Source organism: Streptomyces asoensis, from assembly GCF_016860545.1.
GTDB lineage: Bacteria > Actinomycetota > Actinomycetes > Streptomycetales > Streptomycetaceae > Streptomyces > Streptomyces asoensis.
Genome location: NZ_BNEB01000005.1, coordinates 701,504 through 719,576, shown reverse-complemented (window position 1 = coordinate 719,576; position 18,073 = coordinate 701,504). Strand labels below are relative to the sequence as shown.

General features: G+C 72.7%; 10 protein-coding genes. 5 read left to right on the top strand and 5 right to left on the bottom strand.

All coding sequences use genetic code 11. From position 1 onward, the window contains the following. Positions 1-81: 81 nt before the first annotated feature. Together Saso_RS26260 and Saso_RS26255 are read right to left on the bottom strand one after the other, a co-directional pair. Positions 82-5,274: a family 43 glycosylhydrolase gene (locus Saso_RS26260; protein ID WP_189924787.1), complete on the bottom strand. Its 5,193-nt coding sequence runs from the start codon at positions 5,272-5,274 to the stop codon at positions 82-84. Positions 5,275-5,406: 132 nt separating this feature from the next. After that, positions 5,407-6,546: a helix-turn-helix domain-containing protein gene (locus Saso_RS26255; protein ID WP_189924789.1), complete on the bottom strand. Its 1,140-nt coding sequence runs from the start codon at positions 6,544-6,546 to the stop codon at positions 5,407-5,409. Positions 6,547-6,776: 230 nt separating this feature from the next. Between Saso_RS26255 and Saso_RS26250 the strand changes: the two genes are divergently transcribed. The 3 genes from Saso_RS26250 (at position 6,777) to Saso_RS26240 (ending at position 13,533) form a co-directional block, all read left to right on the top strand. Further along, a complete protein-coding gene (locus tag Saso_RS26250) occupies positions 6,777-8,558 on the top strand; it encodes an FAD-binding dehydrogenase (protein ID WP_189924790.1) in 1,782 nt (593 codons plus the stop codon). A gap of 130 nt (positions 8,559-8,688) precedes the next feature. Next, on the top strand, positions 8,689-12,063 hold the full coding sequence (locus tag Saso_RS26245) for a pyruvate carboxylase (protein ID WP_189924792.1): 3,375 nt from the start codon (positions 8,689-8,691) through the stop codon (positions 12,061-12,063). Between the two features lie 252 nt (positions 12,064-12,315). Then, a complete protein-coding gene (locus tag Saso_RS26240; RefSeq protein WP_229901394.1) occupies positions 12,316-13,533 on the top strand; it encodes a M23 family metallopeptidase in 1,218 nt (405 codons plus the stop codon). 24 nt (positions 13,534-13,557) lie between these two features. Here the strand turns inward: Saso_RS26240 and Saso_RS26235 are convergent, their stop codons facing one another. Continuing rightward, positions 13,558-14,484, bottom strand: coding sequence for a GNAT family N-acetyltransferase (locus tag Saso_RS26235; RefSeq protein ID WP_189924794.1), 927 nt, complete (start codon positions 14,482-14,484; stop codon positions 13,558-13,560). A 197-nt stretch (positions 14,485-14,681) separates the two neighbouring features. Between Saso_RS26235 and Saso_RS26230 the strand changes: the two genes are divergently transcribed. After that, the gene (locus Saso_RS26230; RefSeq protein WP_189924796.1) at positions 14,682-15,404 is read left to right on the top strand and encodes an FAD binding domain-containing protein; all 723 of its coding nucleotides are present in this window, start codon (positions 14,682-14,684) and stop codon (positions 15,402-15,404) included. Between the two features lie 64 nt (positions 15,405-15,468). Here the strand turns inward: Saso_RS26230 and Saso_RS26225 are convergent, their stop codons facing one another. Beyond that, entirely contained in the window at positions 15,469-16,560 is a 1,092-nt protein-coding gene (locus tag Saso_RS26225; protein WP_189924798.1) for a DUF6745 domain-containing protein, read from the bottom strand. A gap of 31 nt (positions 16,561-16,591) precedes the next feature. After that, positions 16,592-16,918 carry a hypothetical protein gene (locus Saso_RS26220; protein WP_189924800.1) on the bottom strand — a complete coding sequence of 109 codons (327 nt, stop codon included), beginning with the start codon at positions 16,916-16,918 and terminating at the stop codon, positions 16,592-16,594. 197 nt (positions 16,919-17,115) lie between these two features. Between Saso_RS26220 and Saso_RS26215 the strand changes: the two genes are divergently transcribed. Continuing rightward, entirely contained in the window at positions 17,116-18,072 is a 957-nt protein-coding gene (locus tag Saso_RS26215; RefSeq protein ID WP_189924802.1) for an STM4015 family protein, read from the top strand. The last annotated feature ends 1 nt before the right edge of the window (position 18,073 follow it).

Below are 18,073 nucleotides of genomic sequence, written 5' to 3'. Positions count from 1 at the left end.
CCCCCCGCGTGAGCAGGGGGCCCGTGGTGCGGCCGGCCGTCCGGTGCCGGGGTCGTCCGGCGCCGGGACCGGACGGCGGTGCTAGCGGCGGCGCTCGACGCCGACCGTGACGACGCCGCTGACCTTCGCGGCGGCACCGCTGCTGTAGACCACCTCCCCGCCGGACTTCTTCCAGATCTTGACGAGGAAGGTGTCCGGGCCGTCCGTCGCCGTGACGCGGAAGGCGTAGCCGCTCTTGCCGCCGACCGTGCCCGAGCCCTGGAGGATGGCCGTGGAACCGGAGACGACGAGCCAGTCCAGCCCGGTGGAGCGCAGGGTCACCCGGGCCGGCCGGAAGTCGAAGGAGACCTCTCCCGCCGGGGCGGTGCCCCCGGGCAGATAGCCGGCCGCGACCGAGAAGGAGGCCTTGCCGGTCCGCTTCGGCCCGACCGCGGCGCTGAAGGTGCCCGCGCCCACCAGCGGCCCGGCGGCACGGTCGTACACGATCAGCTCGGGGAGCGTCGTGCTCGCCGGGGCGCCGTCGTCGTCGGTGACGGTGATCACCGGACGGCGGATGCCCGCGGTGGTGTAGGTGTGCTCGGCACGGCAGCCGCCCGAGGCGACCGTGCCGGAGGCCGGCCTGCCGCCGTCCTTCCAGTCGACCACGCAGGTGTGGCTGTCCCCGGCGCCGGGGTCGGTGAACCGGACGGTGACCGCGGTGCGCCGGCCTGCCGGTACCGGGCCGGTGGGACCGGTGGCGGAGGTGACGGCCGGCGCCGCGTTCGTCACCGTCACCACGGCCGTGTCGGTGCTGCGCCCGCCGGTCAGGGTGACCGTGTAGGTGCCGTTGTCGGTGCAGGTGACCGTGGTCCGGGTGGCCGCCGGGTCCGCGATCGAGCAGGGCGCGCCCTGCTCCAGGGTCCACCGGGCGCCGCCCGCGCCGGACAGCGTGCCGGTCAGGGCGATCGGGGCGCCTTCGACGCCCGTGGCGTCCGGACCGGCGTGGACGACGGTGACCGGGTCGATGCTCGTGAGGGTGGGCACGACCTTCTTGATCAGGCCGTCGGCGTCGAACTCCATACGGTCGACGGTGGTCTCGCGGTGGGTGCCGTCACCGCCGGGGATCGCGAAGCGGTGGTAGGCGATGTACCAGTCGTCCGTGCCCGGCACCTGGACGACCGAGTGGTGCCCCGGCCCCTTGATGCCGAGGGAGAGGTCCTTCTCCAGGACGACGCCCCGCTTGGTCCAGGGGCCGGTGGGGGAGGGACCGGTGGCGTAGGCGACGCGGTAGTTCTCGTCCCGGGTGTCGTTCTCCGACCACATGAAGTAGTAGGTGCCCCGGCGCTTCACGACGAAGCTGCCCTCGTTGTAGCCGCTCGGGGTGATGTCGGTGACCTCGGAGGCGTCGAAGGAGACCATGTCGTCGCCGAGCGGGACGACGTAGGCGTGCCCGTTGCCCCAGTAGAGGTACGACCGGCCGTCGTCGTCCGTGAAGACCGCCGGGTCGATCATCTGGCCGCTGTACTGGCCCGCCTTGAGCAGCGGCTTGTCCAGGGCGTCCTTGAACGGTCCGGTGGGCGAGTCGGAGACGGCGACACCGATGTTGGCGTCCGCGCAGTAGTAGAAGTAGTACTTCCCGTTCTTCTCGGCGATCGTCGGCGCCCATGCCCTGCTGTCCGCCCAGCTCACGTCGGGCCCCAGGTCGAGGATGACGCCGTGGTCCGTCCAGTGCACCAGGTCGGTCGACGAGTACGCCTTGAACTGCGTACCGCTCCACCCGTCGAAGCCGTCGGTCGTCGGGTACATGTAGAAGGTGTCGCCGAAGCGCACGATGTTCGGGTCGGCGTTGAGTCCCGGCAGCACCGGGCTCTTCATGATCAGGGCCGACACGGTCCAGGTGCGCTTGGTGCCGTCGGAGCCGGTCACCTCGTACGTCACCGGCCGGGTGAAGTCGTGCGTGCTGCCGGAGGCGGGGCTGATGGCGGCTCCGTGGGCGAGGGTGAACTCCGGTGCCAGCGAGGTGAGGTCGGTGCCCTCCTTCAGCGGCAGCGTGACCTTGCCGGCGGCGTTGTCCAGGAGGGCGTCGACCTTGAGCGCGGGGTGCGTCGCCCTGGCGATGCTTGCGGTGTTGCCGCTGAGCTCCATGACCTCGGCCGCCGACAGCGCCCTGCCGTAGACGCGGAAGTCGTCGACCTCGCCGCCGAAGTACGGGTCGGCCGCGTACAGCGACCTGCCGATGTAGCCGCTGTAGTCCTTCGCCGAGTCGTACAGCTCGGAGGGCTTGACGGTGACGCCGGCGGCCCGGGCGGCCTCGACGCCGTCGACGTAGAGGACCAGCGTGCCCGTGGCGCCGTCGAGGGTCACCGTGACGTGCCGCCACTGACCGGGCGTCAGCTGCGAGCCGGCCGTCAGCTTCGACTCCGCGGACCAGCTCGCCTTGGTGATGGCCGAGTAGAGGCTGGAGCCGCCGTTGGAGGGGGTGGCGAAGAGGTACTTGTTGCTGTCGGGACCGAGTCCGAACAGCCACTGGAAGGCGGCGCCGCCCTTCCACTTGGCGTAGGCCGACACGGTGACGCTGCCGGCGTCCTTGAGCAGTCCGCCCGGGATCTTGACGTACGGGGAGGTGGCGGAGTCGCCGGACATCTTGAACGAGCCGCCGTCCACGCCGGTCCCGAACTCGGGGGTGCGGACGTAGGTCCCGTGGTTGCCGTGGCCGCTGGAGTCGACGGCGATGTTGCCGGACGTCTCGTCGAAGCCGTAGTGCAGCAGCAGGTCGGCGGGCACGTCCGGGCCCTCCGCGGAGACCGTCACCTCGGCGCGGACCGGGAGCGCGGCGCCGTCGGGGAGGCTGCCCGTCACGGTGAAGGTGCCCGGCTGTGCGTAGGCCGACGCGGGGACGGCGTCCCAGTCGACCGCCACGGGACGGCGTGCGCCGTCGGCGTAGGCGGCGATCACGGTGGCGGGCAGGACCGGGGCGTCACCTGTGCGGGTCTTCACCGCGATGTCCTCGACGCTCTCCACCAGCTGGTCGGGCTGGTAGGCGCGCAGCAGGCGGTCGTACTCGGCCTGGGTGACGGGCAGGACGGTGCCGTGGCGGGGTCTGGCCGGCAGATCGTAGCCGGTGGACGGCGTCCACACGCCCGAGGCGAGGTCGGTCGTCTCGAAGGGGAGGTAGCCGCGGCCGCCGAACTCGTCGAGGAACGCGTACCACTTGTCCTCGGTGTTCGACTTGAACACCAGCGGTCCCTCGGCGGCGTTCATCGCGCCCTTGCCGATGCCCTCGGCGACGGCGTCCCAGGAGAGGTCCAGCAGCGAGTCGCTCTTCTCCTCGAAGATGAACTTGCTGTTGGGGGTGGAGGAGGTGTTGTTGCGCTCGTCCTTCGACAGCCGGAAGTAGGTGCCGTCGTGCTGGATGACCGTGGAGTCGATGACCGAGTAGCCGCGGTCGATCCAGACCTTGGGCTCGCTGAAGGTGTAGAAGTCACGCGTGGTGGCGTACATCATCCGGTTGTAGGTGTCACCGGAGTGCGAGGCGTTGTCGTAGAGCTTCGACGCCCAGAAGACCACGTACTCGCCGAGGTCGCTGTCGTAGTAGGCCTCCGGGGCCCAGGTGTTGCCGGCGCTGTCGGGGGAGACCTGCACCAGACGCTGGTCCGTCCAGTGCACGAGGTCGGTGGACTCCCAGACCATGATGGACTTGCTGCCGGTGCGCTGGGCGGCGTCCCAGTCGCCGTTGCCGTAGATCCTCAGGTCGGTGGCGATCTGGTAGAACTTGTCGCCCTCGGGGGAGCGGATGATGAACGGGTCGCGCAGCCCCTTCTCGCCCAGGGTGGAGGTCAGGACGGGCTTGGCGTCGTTCAGTTCCCGCCATTTCAGCGGGTCGTTGCCCTTGCTGAGCGCCGCGTAGAGCTGTTCGCCGTCGGAGGTGCCCTCACCGGTGAAGTAGCTGAACATGTAGCCCTTGAGGGCTTCCTTCACGGGCAGTTCGGGGACCTTCGCGGTGAACTCGCGGGTCGCCTTCGCCTCGCCCTTGGTGACGGTCGCGGTCAGGGCGACCGTGGTGGCTCCGCCGCCGTGCGCGGGGCGGTGGACGACACCGCCGGCCGAGACGACGTCGGCCCGGTCGGAGGCCCAGGTGACGGCGGTGCCGTAGGACCCGGTCGCCGGGAGCGAGAGGTTGCCGCGCACGTCGTCGAGGTTGTGGACCGTGAGGGCGTCGGCGGCCTCCCGGGCGGCGGTGGCGTCGTCGAAGGCGGCCGGGACCGTGACGTCGAAGGACCTGGTGGCCGTGACCGTCCCCTTCCTGAGGGTCGCCGTGAGCGTGGCGTGTCCGTCGGGTCGTCCCGCGGCGGGACGGGTCACCTTGCCGGCGTCGGACACCACGGTGGTGTCGTCGCTGGCCCAGCTGATCGCGGAACCCCCGGCCGTGCCGGTCCTGGGCAGGTTCAGGTCGGCGGTGACGGCCGAGGTGTCGCCGAGGTCCAGTGCGGCCTTGTCGTCGGCGACGCCCTGGGTGGCCACGGGGAGGGCGAGCTGTTCCACGTCGGAGGCGGTCAGCGCGTGGTCGTACACCCGGAAGTCGCGGAGGTCGCCCTTGAAGAGCCGGTCGCCGGAGTACACCGACTTGCCGAGGTAGTTGGCGGTGGTGATGCCCGAGCCGACGGCGCCGGGTGTGATGGTGACCGATGTGTTGCGGGCGACCTCGACCCCGTCCTCGTACAGCACGCCGGTGGTGCCGGACTGGGTGTAGGTGAGGTGCTTCCACACCGAACGGGTCAGGTTGTGGGCGTCGGCGGGTCTGGTGTTCTGCTCCGTCGACCAGTTGCCGGTGGCGATCGAGGTGCGCAGGGAGTTGCCCGTGGCGAACAGGTAGCCGTTGCCGTTGCTGCCGCTGGAGTTGCCGAAGCCGTAGAGGAAGTAGGGCGTGGACTGGGCGGCGTCGATGCGCACGTCCATGGCGACGCTGATCGCGTCCAGGCCCCGCATCACGTTGTCGGGCACCTTGACGTAGGTGTCGGTGCCGTTGAAGGCGAGGCCCTGCCCGGTGGGGGACCAGCCGGCGGTGCCGACGACCGTGCCGTCGCGGCCGTGACCGGAGGCGTCGGCCGCCGTGGTGCCGGACGTGGCGTCGAGCTTGTACCAGAGGGCCAGCCCGTCGGTGAGGTCGGCGGTCCCGTCCGCCCGGGCCGGGGCCGCCGCCCCGACGAGGCCGACGAGCAGGGACGCGGCGATCAGCGCGGCCAGTCGTCCCGCCCCCCGTCCCGCACGGCCGCGGAGTCGATGTCTGTGCGTCATGGGGCAACCGCCGTTTCAACCGTGTGACGTGATGTTGCGAGAGTGTCAAACGGTGTGCATGGCCGCGTCAATAGTTCTCGAACAATGTCCGACAGGTCGAACGTGCTCGGGGTGGCGTGCAAGGCCCGGTGTTCAGCGCCGGGTTGACGACTCCAGCCATCCGGTGAGGGCCCACCACCAGTGCAGGGTGACCAGTGGCCCGTCGCCGTCCGCGAGGGAGGAGGAGGTGATCTGCCGCAGCCGCCCGAGCCGGTACCGGACCGTGTTGGGGTGCGTGAACAACGCCGCCGCGGTCTGATCGAGCCGCCGCCCGTTGTCCAGGAACGCCAGCGCGGTGCGCGCGAGTTGGCGATGGAAGGCGTCCGCGGGATCCAGGGCGCCCAGCAGCTGACGACTCAACAGCGCACCCAGCGCGGGCTGTTCGGCCAGTGCGATCCGGGCGGCGAAGTCCGTGACGTCGTACAGCCCGGTCAGCCCCTGGCCTCGGCCCTGGTCCACGGCCTGTGCGCACAGCCGGTACAGCGCGGGGAGTTCGGCCAGGGGAGCGGCGGGCGCCACCACCACGAGTGCCTGCGGACCCACCTGCGCGGCCTGCGGCCGTCGCGGGAGCAGACCCACCGCGCGCCCGTCCAGCGCCACGGTCACCGCGTGCGGCGGCCCCGCCGCCGGGAAAGGCGCGGCGACCAGGCAGTGGTACCGCCCCGCGGCGTCGGCGCGGATCCCGGCGCGCGCCAACTCCTCATGGGGCGGCGGCACTTCGCCGAGCAGGGCCTGGTGCAGCAGCCGGGTGCGCACGGAGTCGAGGGCGCGGGGCGCCTCGTGCTCGGCGGCGCGGTAGCCGTGGATCACCTGCCGCTCCATCGCCGCGCCGTACTCCTGGAGGCGCAGGACGACGGAGAGCAGGGCGCGGTCCGACACGCCGGCCGACCGGCAGCGGTCCACGACGATCTCGGCCGCCCGTGCCAGCGCCGCCTGCACACCCCGCAGCACGACCGTCATCGGCACGCCCTGCACGGCGCGGTCGGCGCCCAGCAGCAGGGCCGCCGAGAAGTCCTGCTCGTCCACCGGGCCGGTCCGCTCCGGCGCGGTGAACCAGGAGTCGGCCGCGCGGAGCATCGCCGTCACGTGCGAGCGGGTCGCCTCCTCGGTCAGCCGGCCCAGTCCGGGCGAGCGGCTGCGGGCGGCCGCCGCGAGTTCGACACACACCTGCGCGTCGGCCGCCATGCCCCGCAGGACCCTGGTGACGGCTTCCGGTCCGTGGGCGACGGTCATGCTCCCCCCTCCGCCCGGGCGCTGTCACCGAGCCACAAGCGAGCGGTGTCCACGTTGACGTCCGCGCACTACCGGAGCCGTGTGACGACCTGGTTTCCTGTTGCGCTACCGACGGTAACAGCGCAGCCGTCACAGGAACACCCCCGCGTCACGCCACCCATGGACCGGCCAAGTCTTCCCCAAGAGACGGTCCCGGTACCGCCCCCGCGCAGCCTCCAGGAGGGCCGCTCATGGACACCCCCGAAGCCGACGGAATCACCCGCCGCCACGCCCTGACCGCGGCGGGCGGGGTTCTCGCGGGCGCGACCCTCGCGGCCCAGGCCCTCCCCGCGTACGGCGCCACGCAGGACGCCGACGCCATCGTCGTCGGCCACGGCCTCGCCGGACTCGTCGCCACCGCCGAACTCGCCGCGGCCGGACGCAAGGTGCTCCTCCTCGACCAGGAACCCGAGGCGAGCATCGGCGGCCAGGCGTTCTGGTCCTTCGGCGGGCTGTTCTTCGTCAACTCCGACGAACAGCGCCTGATGGGCGTCAAGGACACCTACGACCTGGCCTGGCAGGACTGGCAGGGGACGGCCGGCTTCGACCGGGGTGTCGACGACCCCAAGGGCCAGGACCACTGGGCCTACCGCTGGGCCAAGGCCTACGTCGAGTTCGCCTCCGGGGAGAAGCGGTCCTGGCTGTCCGGACTCGGCGTGCAGTGGTTCCCGATCGTCGGCTGGGCCGAGCGCGGCGGCGGCCTCGCGACCGGACACGGCAACTCCGTACCCCGCTTCCACGTCACCTGGGGCACCGGACCGGCCGTCGTCGAACCCTTCGAGAAGAAGGTGCGGGCCGCGGTCGCTGCCCACAAGGTCTCCTTCCGGTTCCGGCACCGAGTGGACGAGATCGTCACCACCGGGGGAGCCGTCACCGGCGTCCGCGGCGCGGTCCTGGAGCCCAGCGGCGCGGCCCGCGGCAAGCCCAGCTCCCGGACCGTCGTCGGCGAGTTCGAGCTGCGCGCCCCGGTCGTCGTCGTCACCTCCGGCGGCATCGGCGCCAACCACGACCTGGTCCGGCAGAACTGGCCCGCCCGGATGGGCACCCCGCCGAAGTTCATGGTCACGGGCGTTCCCGCGCACGTCGACGGGCGCATGCTGGGCATCACCGAGAAGGCCGGCGGCCGCATCGTCAACCCGGACCGCATGTGGCACTACACCGAAGGCCTGCGCAACTACGACCCCATCTGGCCCGGTCACGGCATCCGCATCCTCCCCGGGCCCTCCTCGATGTGGTTCGACGCGACGGGCCGGCGCTTCGACGCCCCCGACCTCCCGGGCTACGACACCCTCCACACCCTCAAGACCATCACCGGCTCGGGCTACGACTACTCCTGGTTCGTCACCACCCAGAAGATCATCGCCAAGGAGTTCGCGCTCTCCGGCTCCGAACAGAACCCCGACCTCACCGACAAGAACGTCTGGCAGCTGCTGACGCGCATCTGGCAGACCCCGGAGCCGATCGAGAGGTTCAAGAACAAGGGCGAGGACTTCGTCGTCGCCTCGACGCTCACCGACCTGGTCGCCGGCATGAACAAGCTGACCGGCACCTCGCTCATCGACCTCGCCGACATGAAGCGGCAGATCGAGGCCCGGGACCGGGAGATCGACAACCCGTACACCAAGGACGTCCAGGTCATGGGCATCCGCAACGCGCTGAACTACACCGGGGACTCCCTCAGCCGCACGGCCGCCGTCCACCGCATCCTCGATTCCGGTGCGGGCCCGCTGATCGCCGTCCGTCTCAACGTCCTCACCCGCAAGACGCTCGGCGGCCTCCAGACCGACCTCTCCGGCCGGGTCCTCGACGCGGCCGGGAGCCCCGTGCCCGGTCTGTACGCGGCCGGGGAGGTCGCCGGCTTCGGCGGCGGCGGAATGCACGGCTACCGCTCGCTGGAGGGCACGTTCCTCGGCGGCTGCCTGTTCTCCGGACGGCAGGCAGGACGGGCCGCGGCCGCCGCGACGGCGACCTGACCGGGCGTCGAATGTAGCCGCATCCGGTCCGATCGAGCGAGACATGGGCCGAGTGGCCCGACTCACATGGCCAACCCGGTCGGGCACCGACACGATGGTCCTCGTCACCGCCAGGCTGAAGGGGTCCCGGATGTTCCGCAAGGTGCTGGTCGCCAACCGTGGTGAGATCGCGATCCGTGCGTTCCGCGCCGGCTACGAGCTGGGCGCGCGCACGGTCGCGGTCTTCCCCCACGAGGACCGCAACTCACTCCACCGGCAGAAAGCCGACGAGGCCTACGAGATCGGCGAGCAGGGGCACCCGGTGCGCGCCTACCTCTCCGTCGAGGAGATCGTCGGCGCCGCACGCCGGGCGGGCGCCGACGCCGTCTACCCCGGTTACGGCTTCCTCTCCGAGAACCCCGAACTCGCCCGCGCCTGCGAGGAGGCGGGCATCACGTTCGTCGGCCCCGACGCACGCACCCTCGAACTGACCGGGAACAAGGCGAGCGCGGTGGCGGCGGCCCGCGCGGCGGGCGTACCCGTCCTCGGCTCGTCCGCGCCCTCGAACGACGTCGACGAACTGGTCGCCGCTGCCGAGGAGATCGGCTTCCCCGTCTTCGTCAAGGCCGTCGCGGGCGGCGGTGGACGGGGCATGCGCCGCGTCGAGGACCCGGCCGCGCTGCGCGAGTCCATCGAGGCGGCCTCCCGCGAGGCCGCGTCCGCGTTCGGCGACGCGACCGTCTTCCTGGAGAAGGCCGTCGTCGACCCCCGCCACATCGAGGTGCAGATCCTCGCCGACGGCGAGGGCAACGTCATCCACCTCTTCGAACGCGACTGCTCGGTCCAGCGCCGCCACCAGAAGGTCATCGAGCTGGCCCCCGCGCCCAACCTCGACCCGGCGCTGCGCGACCGGATCTGCGCCGACGCGGTCCGCTTCGCCCGGGAGATCGGCTACCGCAACGCCGGCACCGTCGAGTTCCTGCTCGACCCCGCGGGCAACCACGTCTTCATCGAGATGAACCCGCGCATCCAGGTCGAGCACACGGTGACCGAGGAGGTCACCGACGTCGACCTCGTCCAGGCCCAGCTGCGCATCGCCGCCGGCGAGACCCTGGCCGACCTCGGACTGTCCCAGGAGACCGTCACCCTGCGCGGCGCCGCACTCCAGTGCCGCATCACCACCGAGGACCCCGCCAACGGCTTCCGCCCCGACACCGGCCGCATCAGCGGCTACCGCTCGCCCGGCGGCTCCGGCATCCGCCTCGACGGCGGCACCACCCACGCGGGCACGGAGATCAGCGCCCACTTCGACTCCATGCTGGTCAAACTCACCTGCCGGGGACGCGACTTCCCGACCGCGATCCGGCGCGCCCGGCGGGCCGTCGCCGAGTTCCGCATCCGCGGCGTCGCCACCAACATCCCCTTCCTCCAGGCGGTCCTGGACGACCCGGACTTCCAGGGCGGACGCGTCACCACGTCGTTCATCGAACAGCGCCCGCACCTGCTCACCGCCCGTTCCTCGGCCGACCGCGGCACCAAACTCCTCACGTACCTCGCCGACGTCACGGTGAACAAGCCGCACGGCGAGCGGCCCGAACTCATCGACCCCGTCACCAAGCTGCCGCCGCTGCCCGACACCGAACCGCCCGCGGGCTCCCGCCAGCGCCTGGTCCACCTCGGCCCCGAGGGCTTCGCCCGCTGGCTGCGCGAGTCCCCGACCATCGGCGTCACCGACACCACCTTCCGCGACGCCCACCAGTCCCTGCTCGCGACCCGGGTCCGCACCAAGGACCTCCTCGCCCCGGCCCCGGTCGTCGCGCGGACCCTGCCCCAGCTGCTGTCCCTGGAGTGCTGGGGCGGCGCCACCTACGACGTGGCCCTGCGCTTCCTCGCCGAGGACCCCTGGGAGCGGCTGGCCGCCCTGCGCGAGGCCGTCCCCAACATCTGCCTCCAGATGCTGCTGCGCGGCCGCAACACCGTCGGCTACACGCCCTACCCGACCGAGGTGACCGACGCCTTCGTACAGGAGGCCGCCGCCACCGGCATCGACATCTTCCGCATCTTCGACGCGCTCAACGACGTCGGCCAGATGCGGCCCGCCATCGACGCCGTACGCGAGACGGGCACCGCGGTCGCCGAGGTGGCCCTGTGCTACACCTCCGACCTGTCCGACCCGAACGAGCGGCTGTACACCCTCGACTACTACCTCCGCCTCGCGGAGCAGATCGTCGAGGCCGGCGCCCACGTACTGGCCGTCAAGGACATGGCCGGCCTGCTGCGCGCCCCGGCCGCCGCGAAGCTCGTCTCGGCGCTGCGCCGCGAGTTCGACCTGCCGGTCCACCTGCACACCCACGACACCGCAGGCGGTCAGCTCGCCACCTACCTGGCCGCGATCCAGGCCGGCGCGGACGCCGTCGACGGCGCCGTCGCCTCCATGGCGGGGACGACCTCGCAGCCGTCGCTGTCGGCCATCGTCGCCGCCACCGACCACTCCGAGCGGCCCACCGGCCTCGACCTCCAGGCCGTCGGCGACCTGGAACCGTACTGGGAGGGCGTCCGCAGGATCTACGCCCCCTTCGAGGCGGGTCTCGCCTCCCCGACCGGCCGCGTCTACCACCACGAGATCCCCGGCGGACAGCTGTCCAACCTGCGCACCCAGGCCGTCGCGCTGGGCCTCGGCGACCGTTTCGAGGACATCGAGGCGATGTACGCCGCCGCCGACCGGATCCTCGGCCACCTGGTCAAGGTCACCCCGTCCTCCAAGGTGGTCGGCGACCTCGCCCTGCACCTGGTCGGCGCAGGGGTGGACCCGCGGGACTTCGAGACGTCGCCCGACCGGTACGACATCCCCGACTCCGTCATCGGCTTCCTGCGCGGCGAACTGGGCACCCCGCCCGGCGGCTGGCCCGAGCCGTTCCGCAGCAAGGCCCTGCGCGGCCGCGCCGACGCCAAGCCCGTCCAGGACCTCACCACCGAGGACCGCGAAGGCCTGGAGAAGAACCGGCGCACCACCCTCAACCGGCTGCTCTTCCCCGGCCCGACGCGGGACTTCGAGACCCACCGGCAGGCCTACGGCGATACCAGCGTGCTCGACAGCAAGGACTTCTTCTACGGTCTGCGCCCGAGCAAGGAGTACGCCGTCGACCTCGAACCGGGCGTCCGCCTGCTGATCGAGCTCCAAGCCGTGGGCGAGGCCGACGAGCGCGGCCTGCGCACCGTGATGTCCTCCCTGAACGGCCAGCTGCGCCCCATCCAGGTCCGGGACAAGGCGGCTTCCTCCGACGTCCCGGTGACGGAGAAGGCCGACCGCTCCGATCCCGGCCATGTCGCCGCGCCGTTCGCGGGCGTGGTCACGCTCGCGGTGGCCGAGGGCGACGAGGTGCAGGCCGGCGCGACGATCGCCACCATCGAGGCGATGAAGATGGAGGCGACGATCACCGCGCCGAGGGCCGGACGCGTCGCCCGGCTGGCCATCAACCGCATCCAGCAGGTCGAGGGCGGCGACCTGCTGGCCGAGGTCGGCTGACCCCATCCGCCGCCGGTCCCACGGGCCGGCGGCGGTGCAGCGGCACTTCTCCTGGTCGCCGGTGCCGCGGGGGCCGCCGCACCGGCGACCGGCCTCCCGCGACCGGCCGGCGGTGATTGCCCCCAGGGGCAGCAGGTCTGCCCTCGCGTCCGGTGACGTGCGGCGGGACACCGGCTACCGTCCGCCCGTGAGCAACTGCACTTTCACGGCACGGTCCATGACGAACCGTCAGGGCCACCGGGGGTCCGCAGCGTGAGCGACGAGCACGCCGTCCGGACCCCTTCGCACGAGACCGGCACCGGCCTGGACGACACGGCCCCGCCCCCGTGGGCCGACGGGGTCACGGAGACCGAAGCCCCCACGGCGCCGGACCCGGCGACCCCCGACGCTCCGGTGCCGCCGGCCCTCGCCGCGCCCGATCCGGTGACACCCGCCCCCCGCCCCCGTCGGCGCGGGCCGGGGGCCTTCACTCTTCTCGTCCTGCCAGGGTTGTTCATCCTCATCACGGTCGCCGGGTTCCTCGCCCTGACCGGTGGGTTCGACGACTTGGGGCCCGGGGAGGGCGCGCCGCAGGACGCCGCCGGCGGGGTCAACGCGACCTACGGACCCTGGCTGCGCAAGTCCGCCGACGCCTGCACGGTCGTCACCCCGTCCGTCCTCGCCGCCCAGATCGACCAGCTCACCGGCTGGAGCAACGTCAGCGCCTCCGGCCCCGGCGCGCAGGGCATCGCCGCCTTCACCGCCGCCGACTGGAAGACCTGGGGCAAGGACGACGACGGCAACGGGCTTTCCTCGCCCACCGATCCGGCCGACGCCATCATGGCGCTCGGCCGCCAGGACTGCTCCCTGGCCGCGAAGGTCACCGGCCTGCGGACCGACGGCACCGTCAACGGGGACCTCGTCGACCTCACCCTCGCCGCCTACGCGGTCGGCACGGACGCCGTGCGGAAGGCGGGAGCCGTCCCCGCGGGGGCGAAGACCTACCTCACCGAGGTCAAGGCCCTGTTCCCGAAGTACACCGCCTTCGACAAGGAGGACCCGCCGGCCGGCGGCGTGCGCGCCGACGCGATCCTGGCACCGCCCGTCACCACCCTCACCATCACCTCCCCCTACGGCTCCCGCCAGCACCCCCTCACCGGCGTCACCAAGCTGCACACCGGGGTGGACTTCGGCGCGCCCCAGGGCGCCCAGGTCTCCGCCGCCCGCGCGGGCACCGTCGTCTTCGCCGCCATGACCACGGCCTACGGCAACCGCGTCGTCGTCGACCACGGTGCCATCGAGGGCAAGCGGCTCCAGACGACGTACAGCCACCTGTCCGCCATCGAGGTCACCGTCGGACAGTCCGTGCAGACCGGGACGCCCCTCGGCCGGGTCGGCTCCACCGGCCTGTCCACCGGCCCCCATCTGCACTTCGAGGTGATCTACGACGGCTACTACGCCGATCCCCAGCCCTGGCTGGCACTCGGCTGACGGCAGGTCACGGCGGCGCTCGGGTCAGCGCAGGACCACCTCCCAGGTGTCCACGGCGTAGTGCAGTTCCATGCCGTGACGCGCGTACAGGCCGGGTGCGCCGGTCGGGTTGGCGGTGTCCACGCCGAGCCCGACGGTGTCCCGGCCCCGGGCGGCGAAGGCCGCGAAGGCGTGCCGCAGCAGCAGCCCGGCCAGCCCGCGTCCCCGGGCTTCGCGCCGCACGCCGATGCTGCGGATCCACCCCGTCGCCGCCCGGTCGTCGCGTGCGATCAGGAACCCGGCGTCGCCGTGGTCCGCCGTCGCGGCGATCCACACCAGGGACCAGTCGAGGCCCGCCGCGTCCACGTCGTGCAGCCACTGCTCGTAGCCGCGCGGCTGGAAGTCGAAGTGCTCGGCGAACGAGGCCTGGTAGAGCTCGTGGACGCGGATCCGGTCGGCGTCGTCGGCGCAGGGGCGCAGCCGCACCCCGGCCGGTGCGGCGGGCGGCAGGTCCCGCGCCCGGTCCAGGGGACGGCTCAGCACGTGATAGCGCCGTACCACCGACCAGCCCCGGTCCCGCAGCAGCGCGGTGTCGAGCGTAGGCGCCGTGTTGAGATGCAGATGGACCACCGCACGGCCGGCGCCGTTCTCCCGGGCCTTCTCCAGCGCCCGGGTCTCCATCGCGCCGAGCACGAGCAGCCCGGCCTCCTGCCGGTCGGGCAGGACGTAGTGGTCGATGTCGATGCGTTCGCCGCCCGACTCGTCCCACAGCAGGCCGTGCGCCACCAGCCGGTCCCCCTCGAAGGCGAGCCAGGTGTCGCGCTCCGGATCCCTGTCGGGGTGCTTCAGATCGGCCTCGACGGTGTGCAGGTCCGTCTCGGGCCGGCCGATCTCGAGGAGGTCGATCTCGTTGAGGAGATGGGTGACGGCGGGCGCGTCGGCGAGGGTGGCGGGGCGCAGCAGGCAGGGCATGGCGCCAGGGTCCGCGGGAGGGCGTCCGGCCGCAACGCAATTTCACGTTGCGCAAGGTGCAGCCATGAGCCCTGTATGCGCCCCCGCGCGCCTGGGCAGAATCCGTCTGCCATTGATCATGCGGGCGAGCGGCACGGGAACACCCGATGACGTCCTGTCGCTCGCCGCGGACTTCCAGGGAAGGCAGGTCGGTTGTCGTGCAGGTGCGTCTTCCCTCCTCCATAGCCGAAGCCCAGCGGTGTCTGGCCGAGGGAGCGGTACCGGTAGGAGGCGCCACGCTCGTGTGGGCGGGCTGGCAGCGGGACGGCTTCCCCGAGCAGGCCGTGTCGCTGCGCAACGTCCCGGAGGCCGGCACGGTCGGGCCCGAGGAGGTCGGTGGGGCCGTGCTGCTGAACCGGGTGGACGCGACCGTGCCCGAAGTACTGCACCGGGCGGCCTCCGGCGTGGGCACCGGCGCGGTGCGCAGGGCCGCCACGGTCGGCGGCAACATCGTCGGGAGCACCCTGCGCTGTCTGCTGCCCGCGGCCCTCGTCCTCGACGCCCGGGCCACCGTCCTGGAACCGGGCAGCGTCTACGACACCGACCTGACCGAGCTGCTGGCGAAGCGGCACGTCCTGCTCGCCCTGCACTGGCGCACCCCCCTGGTCAGCGGATACCGCAAGCTGGAGGGTGAGGCGGGCGGACCGCCGCCGCTCGTCGTGGCCGCCGCGGTGCACGCCGGTGACCAGGGCCCCGGCAGGCTCAGGGTCGCCGTGCGCGACGGCTACGAGGTGTTCTGCGAGAGCACGCCGTACGACCCGGACCCCGACCAGGTCCTGCACGCCCTGGCCTGCACGGATCTGGGCGCCCTGCCCGCCGCCGCCCGCGACGCGGTCCGCGGCCAGGTCACCGACGTACTGGACCGCGTCGCCCGAGGGTGAGACCGCGACCCCGCCGTGACCCCGCCGCGCCCGCCGTGCGCTCACGCCCCCGTGAGCGCACGCATCACGTCTCCCGCTCGGGCGCGTACCCCTGCGCCGTCAGCCCGAAGGTCCAGGCGACCCCCTCGCGCGCCGTACGGGTCGACGGCGGCACCCGCAGCCAGTAGGTGCGCCGCGTCCCGTCCGGCTCCGGTGTGGAGTTGAGGACCTCCACCATGACGACGGGCTCGTCCGACGGGAGGTCGATGCGCCACAGGGTGCCCGTCTCGTCCCGGTGGACGTGACGGGCCCCGGAGTCCGCCAGGTAGCGGTCGTACCCGTAGTGCTCCAGCATGACCCGGCGCAGTTCGGCGTTCTCCTCGGACCGGATCCGGTCCGGGGTGAGCCCCGGCAGTTCCGCGAGGAAGGCGGCCGGGACCGGCATGCCCCGCCACGCGTACAGCGCGAACCCGTCGGGATAGGCCAGCGCCGGTCCGTCACCGCGGTCCAGCCGCCCCGCCTCGTCGCGGTGCAGGGCGACGGGACGCTCGCACACCACCGCCACCCGGGCGTACGGCCACCACCAGCCGGCGCTGCGGCCGACCGCGGCCAGGCCTTCGAGCGGGCCCCGGTCCGTCGGGAACGCGGCGAGCCAGGGCGCGTCGTGCTGGCCGAGCACCGCGTCCAGGAGCACCAGCCGGATCTCGGCCGCCTCGCTCCCCGTGCCGCCGCCGGCCAGCTCCTCCAGCACCCCGGCACGGATCCGGTCGACCAGTGCCTGCGTCGGCTCCCACAGGGGCCCGCCGGTCGCCGCCCAGTGCGCGGCCCAGCCCGCCGGGCCCAACCGCGTGTGCAGCCGCCGCCGTTCTTGGGCCCAGGGGGCGCTGCGGACGGCCTCCCGCACGCTCGCGCCCTTGTCCGCGGTCGTCCGGACCAGCGTGACCGCCTCGCGCGGCGAGGCGGCCCACACCACCCGCTCCGGCTCGGGCAGCCCGGCCTGCCGGTAGGCCCGGCGCACACCCGCCTCGGCGGCCGCCCGGTCGGCGGGCACGGCCGCCGCCGCGCGGGCCCGCCAGGCACGGACGTCCTCGAAGGACGTGCCCGCCGCCTCCGTCCCCGCTCCCGCCACAGCCCCGGCCGGGTCCCCGCCCGTGCCCTCGGTCGTCGTGATCGTCATCCGTTCCTCCCTCACGCTCGGCACCCGCCGCTCAGTCCGCGACGATCCGCACGGATCCGGGCACGTACTCCCGCTGCCGGATCACCCGGTACCAGCCCTTCGGCAGCGTGATCGCCGCGTGCTCCTCGTGGACCACCCGGCCGCCCTGGGGAAGGTGCAGCAGCAGCGGACCGAACGGGCCCGGCTCCCGCACCAGATCGCCCGGGCCGACCACCGCGTGGGCGTGCCCGGTGACCTCGCCCAGCGCCAGCACGAGCCGGCCCCGCGCGTCCCGCCGCTCCTTCGGCGCCGCCGCCACGTGCGGCGGCACCGCATCGTTCGCGACGGGCACGATCAGCACGTCTCCCTGCCGGTACATGGCTCTCCCCTCCCCGCCGGACGCCGATCGCACCGGCCGCATGTCGAGAACCGTACGGACCCCCACTGACAACGCCCCCGGACCGCGGCCGGCCGCGGCTCCGGAACCGGGCCCCGCCGCACGGCGTTGTCGGTGCCTGTTGGTAGAACTGCGGACACATCACGGACCGCGCACCAATTCCTCCCGGGAGCAGCCGCATGACCATCGGTGATCACCTCGACGAGCTGTTCGGGCTGCCCGCGTACACGTTCCCGGGCCCGGAGCACTCGCCCCGCCCGGTCGAGCCGGACGCCGTCGCCTGGCGCGTCGGCAGTGACGTCTACGACGCCGACGAGGACTGGACGAAGGCGTTCGCCCGCTTCTGCTCCACCGTCGACACGGTCCGTGTACGGGCGCTGATCGTCGGCGCCTGGCAGGAGGCCTACGACACCGACCCGTCCGACGTGATCGAGGCGCTGGTGGCCGCCCGGGACCGGTTCCCGGCGCTGCGGGCGGTGTTCCTCGGCGACATGGTGGGCGAGGAGTGCGAGATCTCCTGGATCAACCAGACCGACGTCACCCCGCTCCTGGGCGCGTTCCCCGCACTGGAGGAGTTCGGTGTGCGCGGCGGCTCGGGGCTGCGGTTCCCGGCCGTACGGCACGGCTCGCTGCGCCGGCTCGTCATCGAGACGGGCGGCCTGCCGGCCGAGGTCGTGCGCGGGGTCGGTGGCAGCGACCTGCCCGAACTGGTCCATCTCGACCTGTGGCTCGGCACCCCCGAGTACGGCGGCGACTGCGAGGCCGCCGACCTGGAGCCGATCCTGTCGGGCGCCCGGCTGCCGAGCCTGCGCCATCTCGCGCTGCGCAACAGCGAGATCCAGGACGCCGTGGCCGCCGCCGTCGCCGCCGCGCCGGTGGTGGAGCGGCTGGAGGTGCTGGACCTCTCCATGGGCGTGCTGACCGACGAGGGCGCGGCCGCCCTGCTCGGCGGTCAGCCGCTCACCCACCTCAAGAAGCTCGACCTGCACTACAACTACCTGAGCGAACCGCTCCAGGAGCGGATCCGGCGGACCGTGGAGACCGCGGGCGTCGAGGTGGACCTCGACCGCGACGACGCCGAGGAGGACGCGGACGACGACGGCACGCCGTGGCGCTACGTGGCCGTGGGGGAGTGAG